Annotated in this window: 12 protein-coding genes; 3 read left to right on the top strand and 9 right to left on the bottom strand. The window is 36.3% G+C overall.

All coding sequences use genetic code 11. The features are described 5' to 3' along the window. Window positions 1–494: 494 nt before the first annotated feature. Genes VFM92_RS01785 through VFM92_RS01775 form a run of 3 tightly spaced genes read left to right on the top strand, consistent with a single transcriptional unit; the run spans window position 495 to window position 1,983 of the window. Window positions 495–698, top strand: coding sequence for a helix-turn-helix transcriptional regulator (locus tag VFM92_RS01785; protein ID WP_325120478.1), 204 nt, complete (start codon window positions 495–497; stop codon window positions 696–698). Beyond that, on the top strand, window positions 695–1,024 hold the full coding sequence (locus VFM92_RS01780; protein WP_325120477.1) for a HipA N-terminal domain-containing protein: 330 nt from the start codon (window positions 695–697) through the stop codon (window positions 1,022–1,024). The genes VFM92_RS01785 and VFM92_RS01780 overlap by 4 nt, the downstream gene beginning before the upstream one ends. Before the next feature lie 14 nt (window positions 1,025–1,038). Then, the gene (locus VFM92_RS01775) at window positions 1,039–1,983 is read left to right on the top strand and encodes a HipA domain-containing protein (RefSeq protein ID WP_325120476.1); all 945 of its coding nucleotides are present in this window, start codon (window positions 1,039–1,041) and stop codon (window positions 1,981–1,983) included. 16 nt (window positions 1,984–1,999) lie between these two features. Here the strand turns inward: VFM92_RS01775 and VFM92_RS01770 are convergent, their stop codons facing one another. From VFM92_RS01770 to VFM92_RS01730, 9 genes are all read right to left on the bottom strand, one after another. Next, window positions 2,000–3,334, bottom strand: a complete 1,335-nt coding sequence (locus tag VFM92_RS01770) for a M24 family metallopeptidase (RefSeq protein WP_325120475.1) — start codon at window positions 3,332–3,334, stop codon at window positions 2,000–2,002. A 108-nt stretch (window positions 3,335–3,442) separates the two neighbouring features. Then, on the bottom strand, window positions 3,443–5,005 hold the full coding sequence (gene rny, locus VFM92_RS01765; RefSeq protein WP_325120474.1) for a ribonuclease Y: 1,563 nt from the start codon (window positions 5,003–5,005) through the stop codon (window positions 3,443–3,445). 165 nt (window positions 5,006–5,170) lie between these two features. Then, window positions 5,171–5,455: a cell division protein ZapA gene (locus VFM92_RS01760; RefSeq protein ID WP_308350775.1), complete on the bottom strand. Its 285-nt coding sequence runs from the start codon at window positions 5,453–5,455 to the stop codon at window positions 5,171–5,173. A 14-nt stretch (window positions 5,456–5,469) separates the two neighbouring features. Then, on the bottom strand, window positions 5,470–5,766 hold the full coding sequence (locus VFM92_RS01755) for a hypothetical protein (RefSeq protein WP_325120473.1): 297 nt from the start codon (window positions 5,764–5,766) through the stop codon (window positions 5,470–5,472). 1 nt (window position 5,767) lies between these two features. Then, entirely contained in the window at window positions 5,768–8,185 is a 2,418-nt protein-coding gene (gene pheT, locus VFM92_RS01750; protein WP_325120472.1) for a phenylalanine--tRNA ligase subunit beta, read from the bottom strand. A gap of 362 nt (window positions 8,186–8,547) precedes the next feature. Beyond that, window positions 8,548–9,165 carry a DUF1684 domain-containing protein gene (locus VFM92_RS01745; RefSeq protein WP_325120471.1) on the bottom strand — a complete coding sequence of 206 codons (618 nt, stop codon included), beginning with the start codon at window positions 9,163–9,165 and terminating at the stop codon, window positions 8,548–8,550. Between the two features lie 103 nt (window positions 9,166–9,268). Continuing rightward, entirely contained in the window at window positions 9,269–10,585 is a 1,317-nt protein-coding gene (gene rseP, locus VFM92_RS01740; RefSeq protein WP_325120470.1) for an RIP metalloprotease RseP, read from the bottom strand. After that, window positions 10,585–11,742 carry a 1-deoxy-D-xylulose-5-phosphate reductoisomerase gene (locus VFM92_RS01735; protein ID WP_325120469.1) on the bottom strand — a complete coding sequence of 386 codons (1,158 nt, stop codon included), beginning with the start codon at window positions 11,740–11,742 and terminating at the stop codon, window positions 10,585–10,587. The genes rseP and VFM92_RS01735 overlap by 1 nt, the downstream gene beginning before the upstream one ends. Before the next feature lie 17 nt (window positions 11,743–11,759). Next, window positions 11,760–13,256 carry a GH3 auxin-responsive promoter family protein gene (locus tag VFM92_RS01730; RefSeq protein WP_325120468.1) on the bottom strand — a complete coding sequence of 499 codons (1,497 nt, stop codon included), beginning with the start codon at window positions 13,254–13,256 and terminating at the stop codon, window positions 11,760–11,762. Window positions 13,257–13,322: the final 66 nt, after the last annotated feature.

The raw sequence follows: 13,322 nt of genomic DNA, 5'->3' as shown, positions 1-13,322 counted from the left end.
TTTCTTTTTAACTGAAGTAACCCGGAAATATTCGAGAATCCCTTCTGGCAAAAACAACTCAATTAAACTCTGATCCACTTTGTCTTTTTTTGACAAAGTTAATTCTTCAATCCTAAATCCCCAGAATTATTGCTTGATCCCAGGCTGATGATCAAAATTTTTTAGAAAACTTTGCCCTTCCCAAGATTTTAAATGGACAAGCTGCTAACAAAATCCCCGGGGTTTGGGGTCAGAAGGCCATAAATGAAAATGACTATTTGGAATATTGAGTTTCTTTAGTAAAAGGACAATTACAAATCCATTTGAGCTCAAAAACATTGTGACTAGTTGTTTTGCGAAAATGTGAAATATATATCAGCAATATATTGCCGAAAATTTAAATATTCTGCTTTAATATCCTCATAAAACCTATAATCGGCAAAATATTGCCGTTTTTTTTTGATTTCGAATCTTTTTTATTGATATTTGTCCGTAATCGGCAAAATATTGCTGGAATGGATAAAAAAGAATTAGGAAATAGCATAAGAGAAAGAAGGAAATTCCTCAAAATTACTCAGGAAGATCTGGCTGATATTTCAGGAATATCGGAGAGGACGTTGCGTTCTATTGAAAAAGGAGAAGCTAATCCTGAATTGGATAGCTTACTGAAAATCTGTGAGGTGTTAGGTTTGTCAATTGGTATTAATGTGATGAAATGAGTAGTAGGGCTGCTATATATAACAATAAAGTATTAGCTGGCTACTTAGGAAAAACTAAGGAGGGTGAATATCTATTTCAGTATGAGCAAGAATATCTAGAAAACGCTGAGACCACAGCAATCAGTTTAACACTTCCTAAATCAAAAGAAATTTATAGATCCAAAGTACTATTTCCTTTCTTTTTTGGGCTTTTATCGGAAGGAGTTAATAAGTTGACCCAGTGTAGGCTATTGAAAATTGATGAAAAAGATCATTTTAGTTTATTAATGAAAACTGCTAAAAATGATACCATTGGTGCTATCACAGTAAAAGAATTATCAGAATGAATTGTCCGGGCTGTTTGAAAGAAGTTGAAATTGGGTTTTGCAAAAAATGTTTGCAAGAGCTTTTTGATGGTCAAAAAGTAGCGCAGGAGTTGTATTTTAATTCTCCTTATGAGGAGAAATCTGATTCTTATCTAGAGCATACAAAGAAGATATCTATTTCAGGAGTTCAGGTAAAATATTCACTGAGATTAGAAGATGACGAATTAAAACTGACGGCTACTGGAGGACAGTACATTCTTAAACCCATTCCTACTGGCACATTCAAGTTCTTGGATCAAGCGCCAGCAAATGAGCATCTCACTATGCAAATCGCTAAGCAGTTATTTAAAATGAATGTCCCTGCCAATGCTTTGATGGATTTTAAAGATGGTAGTCCAGCTTATATTGTGCGTAGGTTTGACCAAACGCATAACCACAAAATCCAACAAGAAGATTTTGCACAAATTGCGCAGATGACTTCGGAAACGCATGGGGAAAACTACAAGTATGACTTATCTTATGAGGAGATTGCTGAACTCATCCAAGAATATATTCCTACCTATAAAATAGAGCTAGAGAAATTCTTTAGGATGATCCTGTTTAATTATGTGTTTTCCAATGGTGATGCGCATTTAAAAAATTTCTCAGTTATGAAATCCGAACAAGGAGATTATACCCTTACACCGGTATATGACCTGTTGTGTACTCGTATTCAAGACATGGCGCTGGATTTATTGACAGATGGCTTTTCAAATGCATTCGAGGCTTCTGGCTTCTATACTTACCAAGACTTTTTTGAGTTTGGTCAAAGAATTGGCATTAAAGATTCAAGAATCACGAAAATACTAGCTGAATTTACTAAATCAAATAAGTTGGTTCACCACCTTATTGAGCAGTCAAATTTAAATAATGAATGTAAAAAGCTATATGCAGAGTACTATGAGGATAGATTAAAAAGAATGAATATGAATATGGTTTGAATTTAATTTTACCTAATTACCATCCCTCAATCAAAATCAATTCTTCCTGAGGGGCAGTTAAATATTCAGCACCATTTTCAGTGACTACCACCATTTCCTCAACTGATATGGTTTTTTCTCCGCCTTCAATTTTCCATGCATAAAATCCGTCATAGGCGAAGACCATTCCTTCTCTTAATGGTTTTAGAGCTGCCTTGGAAGGTGTTATTCCTTCTTGTCCGCCACCTAAAGAAGGGCCCACATCATGAGCAACATATCCAACCGGATGTCCCGTGCTCCATGGGACTGGCAATGAACTATTTTCTTTCATCCATTCTCTTTGAGTTTTGTCTAATTCATAACCAGAAACACCTGGTTTCATTTTTTCAAAAACCAGCTGATGGCCTCTTTTGGCTACATCCCAATAGCGTTGGATATCTTCTGGAGCTTTTTCTTCACCCTCTTTCAATACGTAAGCAAAACGCTGTATGTCTGTTACCCAAATGCCATAAACTTTGATTCCAAAATCTGTTTGAATTACATCTCCTGGCATTATAATTTTCTCAGTGGCATGGGAATGTCCTCTGTCAGGACCCGAATTTACATTCGGGTTTTGTTCTGGGTTCCAGCCATCTTCATAGCCATTCTCTCTTATCTTTTCATTTAAAAATTCAGCTACTTCAGCATCAGTAGTTTCTCCAGGAATCACCATTTCATAGGCTTCCAATTCCCATTTTGCAGTTATTTCTGCTGCTTTCCGCATGATTTCAACTTCCTCAGGCAACTTGATGGAAAGCCATTCATACACCAATTCCTCAGCGGAGACAAACTTGTCTTCCCATTCGGAACCAAAGCTTTCCGCCAGTTTCTGATACTGACTATGGCTAAGACCATCAGCGGTTGAATTGGAGTTACTCATATTGATGGCGATTTTATCAGAATTTAACTCTTTGACAAAATCAGTCGCCAATTCAAAAACATCCTGTCCTCTAGAAACACTGACAATGCTATCGTGTAATCCTAATTCTTTTAAAGCGGTAACTTCTCCAAAAGAACAGAAAACTACTGACTTAACATTGTCATCTGATTTGTAAAAGACATAAAAGGAAGTTCCACCTGCATTTTCACCACCGATATGTAGAGCCATAGGGTCATTATTGTTTTCCCGACAAATCACCATCCAAGCATCTACTTCAGCTCTTTCCATGGCCTTAGGTAATAACTCATTTATTCGCTTTTTGCGAATTTCTGGCCATGGGTTTTTACCAGTGAAGGGATTATCTATTTTTACCGTTTGCTTTTCTTCAACCTTTGGATTTTGGCAAGAGAAAGTAATAATGAGGGAAATCAGGATTAGAATAGTGTTTTTCATTGGAAGAATTGATTTAGTATCAATTAGCAATTTACATTTTTAATTGGATTGCATAAAAAAGCCCTTGTCATTCTGAAAAGGGCTTTCAATTCTAATTTTTAATATTTCTTATTTAGCATAAGAAACAGATCTCATTTCGCGGATAACCGTTACTTTTATCTGTCCCGGATATTGCATGTCTTTTTCTATTTTCTGAGAGATGTCAAATGACAACTGACTTGCTTTTTGGTCAGATACGTTATCGGCATCCACCATCACGCGCAGTTCACGTCCAGCTTGGATAGCATAACATTTGTTTACTCCTTCAAATTTCAAGGCAAGCTCTTCAAGCTCTTTTAGTCTTTTGATATAACTATCCATGATTTCTCTTCTAGCGCCTGGCCTTGCACCTGAAATGGCGTCACAAGCCTGAACAATAGGGGAGATTAAAGAAGTCATTTCAATTTCATCGTGGTGAGCACCAATTGCATTTAAAACATCTGGATGTTCTTTGAATTTCTTGGCAAACTCCATTCCTATAATAGCATGAGGTTGTTCTGGCTCTTCTGGCCAAACTTTTCCAATATCATGTAATAGACCTGCTCTTTTAGCCAATTTAGGATTCAATCCTAATTCAGATGCCATGGTAGCACACATATTGGCGACCTCTCTTGAGTGTTGCAATAGGTTTTGTCCATAAGAAGAACGGAATCTCAATCGTCCTACCATCTTGATTAATTCAGGATGAAGGCCATGAATTCCTAAATCGATAACTGTTCTTTCGCCAATTTCGACTATTTCTTCATCAATGTTTTTGGTCGTTTTATTTACGATCTCCTCAATTCTTGCTGGGTGAATTCTACCATCCTGCACCAATCTGTGTAAAGATAATCTAGCAATTTCTCGTCTCACTGGGTCGAAACCGGAAATGATAATTGCTTCAGGCGTATCATCCACTATAATTTCGACACCTGTTGCGGCTTCCAAAGCGCGGATGTTTCTTCCTTCTCGACCAATGATTTTACCTTTGATGTCGTCACTTTCGATGTTGAAAATGGATACACAGTTTTCTACAGCATGCTCAGTGGCGGTTCTCTGTATGGTAGAGATTACAATTTTCTTAGCCTCTTTGGTGGCAGAAAGCTTAGCTTCCTCCATGATATCTTTTATCAATGATGAAGCTTTGGTTTCAGCCTCGTCCTTCAGTGTTTCAATTAATTGCTCACGCGCTTCATCAGCAGTTAAATTAGCTGCTTTTTCCAATATGTTGACCTGCTGTTCTTTTACCTTTTCGAGCTCTTCTTTTCGTTTGGCAATTACTTCCAACTGAGCATTGAGATTTTCTTGAAGTTTTTGAGTTTCGTTTTCTTTCCTTTTTAATTGCTCAATCTCCTTGGAAAAGTTTTGCTCCCTTTGTTTCAGCTTATTTTCATTAGCAGCCATCTGGCTTTTCCTTTGGCCAATTTCATCCTCAAAGTCTGATTTCTTTTTAAGAAAATGCTCTTTAGCTTCGAGCATTTTGTCTTTTTTGGTATTCTCCGCATTTACTTCAGCTTCTCGAACGATCAAAGCGGCTTTATCTTGCGCTTCTCTTTCTAGCTTGGTGAGTAGGCTTTTTTGAGCAATTTTGCTAAGCAAAAATCCCAAAATCAATCCTACTACTCCGGAAATGATGATGTATATAGTTCCCATTTTTATTTATTTTTAATGGGAAGCGGTGATGTGGATATAGAACCAAAATTTAATTACTGAAACGTTTGATGTTTGATTTTGATTATCAGTCCCGATAATTATCGGGATTACAAACGGTTCTCAGGTAATTGCCTAAAAGGCTCTATTTATTCTGATTGGAAGGGTTTATATTGCTTGATTGATTAAATGCTCAATAGATTTTATTTTGTTCAAAACCGATTCGTCATTGCTTTGTAAATTTTCTTCAACGCCAAATCTGTCAACAATAGCATCGAAAGCTACCATTGAAAGTAAATCTTGTTTGTCATCAATTCCGAATTTTTCTCTATAAGATTTCAATCTTTCATTGATTAATTTGCCGGCTCTTCTCACTCTTTCTTCTTCTTCAGCCTTAACTGTCATAGGATATTCCCTGTCAGCAATTTTAATCTTGATTGAAAGTTCTCTCATAAACCGGTTATTATCTATCGTGTTAAGTGCAATATGCACTTATCAATCTCTTTAATGTAATCGTCAATTTTACCCTTCATTTCAGAAGCCTCTGCTTCACTCTTCCCAATACTTCCTACAATTTTACTAATTTTATCTTGATTTTGAAAGTTGTTAATTTTCTCGTCTTTTTGTTTTAAAACAGCTTTCAATTCTTCATTTTCCGCTTTTAAGCTTTTTAATTCATTCTTCGCATTTTGATATTCATTCAAAAGCAATTGAACTTTTCGCTCTAGGGCATTTAATTCGTTATGTGTAGCTGCCTGATTCATTTTATTTCCTGATTATTGCCCCAATTTCGCTTTCGAAAGCCTTCATCAGTTTGTCCATTGTTTTATCTATAATCTTATCTGTCAATGTTTTCGTTTTGTCTTGCAAAGTGAAGGATAAAGCATAAGCTTTTTTTCCTTTCTCGATTTTGTCTCCCTCGTAAACATCGAAAACATCTATTTTACTAATTAAGTATTGTGCTTGTTTCAAGCTTATTTGCCTAATTTCATCATATGAAACGTTGTCATCTATCACTAATGATAAATCCCTTTTTACTTCAGGGAATTTACTCACTGGTTCAAATTGGATGTTGATATTGACCATTTTCAATAGTGCTTCCCAATTGATGTTAGCATAGAAAACATCTTGCTTCAACCCGCTCAATTTCAGGGCTTTTTTACTTAATTTACCCAATTCAGCAACTTCTTTTTGCTTGATTTTTAACTTCAAGCCATAGTCGAAGCAATCGTTATGAAATTCTTCATTTTCAATACTTTCCGCATTAAATTTATTGAAAATTTTTAGAACTGCCGAATAGAGGTCGTGAAATTTTACATTTTCATTTTTTCGAATCCAATTTTCAGCTTCGTTTTTCCCCGTCAGGTAAATCCCAAGGCGCATTTGCTCCTTATATTTGGAATTAATTTTTTTATAAACTTTTCCAAATTCATAGAATTTCAGGTCGGTTTGTCTACGATTGATGTTATAAGCTAACACATCTAGAGCCGTAAACATTAAATCCTGACGCATCACACCCAAATCTTCACTGAGCTTATTGAGGATTTCAACATCTTCTTCCGAATTAAAGCCATCCAATTGCTCACTGAATACCGATTTAGTCAGAGAATTGGTCATGATTTCCTGAAAACCATTAGCAGTTAAGAGTAAACCCGCTTCTTTTCTCATTTTAACCGGGTCAACTTCAGGGAAACTTGCCATATAGCTACTTGAAAGTGTTTCTGGCAGATCAATATTGTTGAAACCGTAAATTCTGATGATTTCTTCAATCACATCTGCTTCTCGGGTAACATCCACTCGATAAGGTGGAACAATTGCTTTGAAACTCTCATCTGTTTTATCGGTAGTTTCAATATCCAATCTGTTGAGAATAGTATGAATTTCATCCTGCTCTAATTTTTTCCCAATCAAACGGTCGATGTTTTTATATTTCATCATCACCTCTCGGTTTGGAATAGCTACTGGATATTCGTCTTGAATTTCACTGCTGATTTGTCCGCCTGCTACTTCCTGAATCAACAAAGCTGCTCTTTTGAGTGCGTAAACAGTGATATTTGGGTCAGTCCCTCTTTCATAACGGAATGAAGCATCAGTTTTTAACTGATGATGCTGAGAAGTTTTTCTCACGCTATCAGCAGAAAAATAAGCGGATTCCAAAAATACATTTTTCGTATCATCTTTTACACCTGAATCTTTTCCACCAAAAACCCCAGCAATGCAAAGTGGATTTGAATAAGCATCACAAATCATTAAATCTTTAGCCGAAAGTTTTCTTTGTTTCTCATCCAAAGTGGTGAATGGATTGCCTTCTGCTAAGTTTTTGACTTTTATGGTATTGCCAGTGATTTTATCAGCATTAAAAGCGTGAAGTGGTTGCCCTAATTCGTGCATTACAAAGTTGGTCACGTCCACCACATTATTTATGGGCTGTAATCCAATACTTTTCAAAGCGTTTTGCAACCAATCGGGGCTTGATGCTACTTTTATGCCTGAAATGCTTACTCCACTGTAACGAGGGCAAGCTGCTGCATTTTCAACCTCTACTTTGATAGAGAGCGATTGATTTTCTACTTTGAAATCCTCAACAGATGGGAATTTTACTTCTTCACCTGTTACTGCTTTGATATCTCTAGCTACACCAATATGCCCCATGGCATCAGCACGATTTGGCGTAAGACCAATTTCATAAACTATATCAGATTCAATATTGAAATACTCAGCTGCTGGAGTTCCGTTGGCTTTATCAGTATCCAAAACCATAATTCCATCGTGGCTTACACCCATTCCAATTTCGTCTTCAGCACACATCATCCCCATGCTAACCTCTCCACGGATTTTAGATTTCTTGATTTGGAAGGGTTCATCAGGATTAGGATAAAGTGTGGAATTGACAGTTGCTACCGCTACTTTTTGTCCTACTGCAACATTTGGGGCACCGCATACAATTTGTACTGGTTCTGCTTCACCAATATCAACTGTAGTAATGCTTAATTTATCTGCATTGGGATGTTTTTTGCAAGTTTTGACTTCTCCTATTACCAAACCTTTCAATCCGCCGGGCACAGTTTCTATTTCTTCCATTCCTTCCACTTCCAACCCTGTATTGGTAAGCGTCTCCGAAAGTTCCTCAGGTGTTTGCGTAATATTTATATAGTTCTTTAACCAGTTTAAAGCGATCTTCATTTCTGTGTTTTTATACTTCTCTATTAATAAATGTGGATTCTTTAGGAGTCCATTTTTATATTCCAAAAACAAAATTAAAGAAATGATTGATAAGGAGAATGATTAATTATGCTTATTCGTAATTTTTCCTGTTTTATTTGCTGTCCTAATTTATGGGACACCCCCCTTTGCCCCCCTCAAGGGGGGAGCCGCACAGAATTTATATTGACTTTTTAATTTGATTTAGCATCACTTTCCCCAAAATTTATGCTTGATACTTGATAAAAAGTAATGAAATTTATTATTTCCTACTGCATTAAATCTGTGAGATTGTCCCCTTGAGGGGACTTTAGGGGTGTTATTATGATACTGTATATCCTCGCTTATTCATAATTCTTCTCTCCAGCATTAATCGGAATGGAAATATTATTTTCAGGCGGAGGAACTGGGCAACTATAGCCTGTAGTGTAAGCGCAGTAAGGATTATACGCTTTATTGAAATCTAAAACGACTTGATTTTGTCCCTTTTTAAAGTCCACTTCCAGATATCTTCCTGCACCATAAGTGGTAATAGCAGAGGTTTCATCATAAAAAGGAAGGAAAAAATGTCCATCTTCCGCAGATTGCAAAAGTGTTAAATCTCCATGCGAACCTACAACATCAAAATGCAAAATGGCAACTGCTTGAAAAGTTTTGATTTTATCATCACTGGTTTGTAATTCGTATACTTTTCCATCCTGAATTGCTTCAACAGATGCTTTTACTTTAAAGCTTTCGTCTATATCGAAATAATTTAAGCCTTTAAAAGTGACATTTTGTTCTACAAAAGGAGATTTCTCATCATTTCGCATGAAGCTGTCTTTTTTATGACGGAAAGCTTTCATTTCTTCCATATAATTGCTCTCCATCTTTGGACTGTCACCCGTATTGAACAAACTAAAAACAGCAATCAGAATAACTGCCGCAATAACGATATAAGTTAAGACTTGGGTTGGCTTCATGTGTTTAATGTGTTTTTTCAATGGTCACATGGAATCTTTGATTGTAAATTCAGCTTCGTCAAAATTAAAGTTTGAAGCTGAATTTATAATGTCGATTTCACTATTAGAAAATTACTTTCCAGATGTCGTTGAAAATAGCAAATGCCATTAAACTTAGTAATAAAACCATACCAACTTTTTGAGCATTTTCAAGGAATTTGTCTGATGGTTTTCTCCCTGAGATAATTTCATAGCTTAAAAAGACTACATGACCACCATCCAATGCTGGAATAGGCAAGAAGTTCATAAAAGCTAATACCATAGAAAGAAGTCCAGTGATTCCCCAGAATTTCTGCCAAATCCATTCACCTCCAAATATTTGAGCAATACCAATTGGTCCTGATAATGATTCAGAAGCGGAAACTTCTCCCCTGAAAATTTTACCGAATCCTTTAATATTTAGCCAAATAACATTGAATGCCTTAGCAGTTCCTGCTGGTATGGATTCAGCAAAAGTGAATTCTTCATGCTCCAATTCCACATCCATTTTAGGCATAAATCCTAACAGTCCATCATCTCCAACCTTAGCTTGAAGATTTTCAATCTTTTCATTCCGCTTCACAGTCAAGCGAATTTCTTCACCTTTATTATTCTCTAATTTTTCTTTAAAGAATTGGAAATACTGAACATTATCTCCATTGACAGCAATGATTTTATCACCTGGCATTAATCCAGCCATATCCGCATTGCTTTGTGGTTTAATGTTATCAACCTGAAATTCATATAATGGAGAAATAAAAGCAACTCGTTGATTGTCTTCAGATATTCTTTCAATCATATCGTTCGGGATAGGAATTACGATTTCCTTACCATCTCTTAGTACAGTATAGTAGCTATCAGATTCCAAAAGCACATCTGAGCTTGTTAGATCACTTACTTTTTCGTAATCTTTTCCATTTACGTTAAGGATGATATCTCCTGTCTGTAAGCCTATTTCTTTGGCAGGCTCATAAGCATAGATACCATTTTCAGTAATGTTTTCTTTTGATTCGTATGTTTCACCATATCCATATTGAAGAAATATGAAAATGATAATACCCGTAATGACGTTCACAATAATTCCCCCCATCATCACAATTAATCTTTGCCAAGCAGGTTTTGCTCTAAATTCATAAGGCTCAGGCTCTTTGTCCAAGTTTTTTGTGTCCAAGGATTCATCAATCATCCCGGAAATCTTCACAAAACCACCTAACGGAATGGCGCTTAATGCGTATTCTGTTTCTCCGTATTTGAAACTAAAAATTTTAGGAGGGAAGCCAATTGAAAATTGTTCCACTCTCATACCAAAAGCTTTGGCTGCCAAAAGGTGGCCAAACTCGTGCAATCCTACCAAAATAGATAAGCCCAAAATTAATTGGGCGATCATAATAACTGTTTCCATCAATTTATTAACTCTAAAGCTTTAATTCTAGTTTCTTTATCTGTTGAAATATAATCTTCCAAACTTGGGGTTTTAATAAAATGTACTTTATCTAGGCAATTTTCTATTACTTCAGACATCCCTAAAAAGGAGATTTTGTCTTCAAGAAAAGCCGAAACTACTACTTCGTTTGCTGCATTCAAAATACAAGCGGCATTTCCTTGCCTGCTAAGTGCGTGAAATGCTAAGGCTAAATTACGGAATGTATCGCTATCGGGTTGTTCGAATGTGAGCTGAGGATAATCCATAAAATTAAATCTCGGAAAATCAGCTTTCAAACGGTCAGGATAGCTTAAAGCAAACATAATCGGCACCCGCATGTCAGGAAGCCCCATTTGAGCTTTTATGGAGCTATCTTCAAATTGCACCATGCTGTGAATGATGGATTGTGGATGCACTACTACATCTACCTGATCTTCTCTAAGATTGAACAACCATTTGGCTTCAATAACTTCCAAACCTTTATTCATCAAACTGGCAGAATCAATTGTGATTTTTGCTCCCATATCCCAATTCGGATGTTTTAGAGCCTGCTCTTTTTTCACTGATTCTAGAAATTTTCTATTTCTCCCTCTAAAAGGGCCACCTGAGGCCGTTAAAATAATTTTCTCAATCGGATTATGGAATTCTCCCACCAAGCACTGAAAAATGGCCGAATGTTCAGAATCTACAGGATAAATATTCACTCCTTTTTCCTGAGCTAATGAAGTGACTAATTCGCCCGCAACCACTAAAGTTTCTTTATTGGCTAAAGCAATATGTTTGCCTGCTTCAATGGCTTTAATGGTAGGTACTAAGCCAGCATAGCCTACTAATGCGGTCAAAACTACATCAATGGTGTCCATTTGTACTACGCTTGCTAAGGATTTTTCTCCTGAATAAACTTTTATTCCCAATGGGTCGAGTATATGAAAAGTTTTATCATATAACGCCTCATTTCCAATTACCACAGCATTGGGTCTGAATTCAATGGATTGCTGTATGAGTAAATCTACATTGTTTTGTGCTGTCAGTACTTCAACTTGAAAATGATCAGGATGTGATTTGATAACCTCTAATGCCTGAGTTCCAATGGAACCCGTAGAGCCCAAGATGGCTATCGATTTTTTATTAGACATAAGTCAATGCGTAAAATTTAATGAGTGTATTTTTCTAAAGCCTCTGCTATTTTTCTGTCATTGGATAGTCGAGGAACTTTATTTTGTCCTCCCAGCTTTCCTTCAGAGCGCATATAATTAATAAATGAGGCTTTTTTGAGCGTTCTGATTTTTAATATCTTCAGGATGCTCCCTGTAATAAGATCGTCATAGTAACTATTTCTTTTCCTAAGATTAATATCTAATTCTTTAGAAAATGCTTCCAAATCAATTGGGGGATTATCAAATTCCACAAACCATTCGTGATGAGCAAGACCTTCTTTTGGCGTAACTTGAGGAGCAACCGTAAATTCAGTGATTTTTACATTCTCATATTTCTCTAATGTTGCTTTCATGGCATTTTCCACTTCTTCACCGATTACATGTTCCCCAAATGCAGAAATAAAATGCTTAATTCTACCAGAAACCACTACTCTGTAAGGATTCATGGAAACAAATTTCACCGTATCTCCAATAGAATAACCCCACAACCCAGCATTACTATTGATAATTAATGCATAATTCTTATCCATTTCCACTTGGTCAATCATTAATCGAGTCGGATTCTCGTCAAAATATTCCTCAGCTGGAATAAACTCAAAAAATATCCCACTGTTTAAAAGAAGCAACAATCCTTCCTCCGTTTGAGTATCTTGATAGGCAATAAAGCCTTCTGAGGCAGGATATGTTTCGATTGAATCTACTTTTTTGCCAATGCTTTGGAATAATTTGTTTTTATAAGGCTCAAAATTAACTCCACCATAAATAAACATTTCAAAATTCGGGAAGATGTCTTTAATAGGTTTGTTGACCCTAGCCTGAATTCTATCAAAATACATTTGTACCCAAGGAGGAATTCCTGAAATCAAGCTCATATCCTGATTTATCGTTTCGTCTATGATTCGCTCCAATTTTTCTTCCCATTCCTCTATACAGTTGGTTTCAAAAGAAGGAAGTTGATTAGTTCGCAAATAATTAGGAACATGATGATTCACAATCCCTGATAAACGACCAGTATTGATCCCCGCTTTTTTCTCCAAAGTCGGAGCACCTGATAAAAAAATCAGTTTGCCGTCTAGAAATTGAGATTTTCCTGTTTCGTGTACATAGCTTAGTATTGCGTTTTTGGCACTGTTAATATGATTGGGAATGGAGTCTTTGGTGATGGGAATATATTTGGTACCTGAAGTCGTCCCACTAGTTTTGGCAAAATAAGCTGGCTTTCCTGGCCAAAGTACATCCTCTTCACCTTGTAGTATTTTATCTACATAAGGTTTTAGGGCTTCATAATCCCGAATGGGGACTTGCCTTTGAAAATCTTCATAGGTTTGAATGTTTTCAAAGCCATGGTCTTTCCCGAAAGCAGTGTTTTTTGCTTTGTGGATGATGCTTTTGAAAATCTTGATTTGGGACAGAGTCGGTTGGGCTGCCCATTTTTTTTGTTGGTTGACTACAATAGCCGCCAAAGGTTTACTTAGTACTGCACGTATTCCCATAAGCCCAAAATTAAGAAAATTATTAGGAACCCTTTTTGATTCTATTGGCTTTTATGATTTAAATAA

The organism is Marivirga sp. (assembly GCF_035704835.1).
Classification (GTDB): domain Bacteria; phylum Bacteroidota; class Bacteroidia; order Cytophagales; family Cyclobacteriaceae; genus Marivirga.
This window is presented reverse-complemented; position numbering and strand designations above follow the sequence as displayed.

Coding starts and splice junctions, on each gene's coding strand:
- VFM92_RS01785 (WP_325120478.1), top strand. CDS start 495: ATGGATAAAAAAGAATTAGGAAATAGCATAAGAGAAAGAAGGAAATTC.
- VFM92_RS01780 (WP_325120477.1), top strand. CDS start 695: ATGAGTAGTAGGGCTGCTATATATAACAATAAAGTATTAGCTGGCTAC.
- VFM92_RS01770 (WP_325120475.1), bottom strand. CDS start 3,334: ATGAAAAACACTATTCTAATCCTGATTTCCCTCATTATTACTTTCTCT.
- rny (WP_325120474.1), bottom strand. CDS start 5,005: ATGGGAACTATATACATCATCATTTCCGGAGTAGTAGGATTGATTTTG.
- VFM92_RS01760 (WP_308350775.1), bottom strand. CDS start 5,455: ATGAGAGAACTTTCAATCAAGATTAAAATTGCTGACAGGGAATATCCT.
- VFM92_RS01755 (WP_325120473.1), bottom strand. CDS start 5,766: ATGAATCAGGCAGCTACACATAACGAATTAAATGCCCTAGAGCGAAAA.
- pheT (WP_325120472.1), bottom strand. CDS start 8,185: ATGAAGATCGCTTTAAACTGGTTAAAGAACTATATAAATATTACGCAA.
- VFM92_RS01745 (WP_325120471.1), bottom strand. CDS start 9,165: ATGAAGCCAACCCAAGTCTTAACTTATATCGTTATTGCGGCAGTTATT.
- rseP (WP_325120470.1), bottom strand. CDS start 10,585: ATGGAAACAGTTATTATGATCGCCCAATTAATTTTGGGCTTATCTATT.
- VFM92_RS01735 (WP_325120469.1), bottom strand. CDS start 11,742: ATGTCTAATAAAAAATCGATAGCCATCTTGGGCTCTACGGGTTCCATT.
- VFM92_RS01730 (WP_325120468.1), bottom strand. CDS start 13,256: ATGGGAATACGTGCAGTACTAAGTAAACCTTTGGCGGCTATTGTAGTC.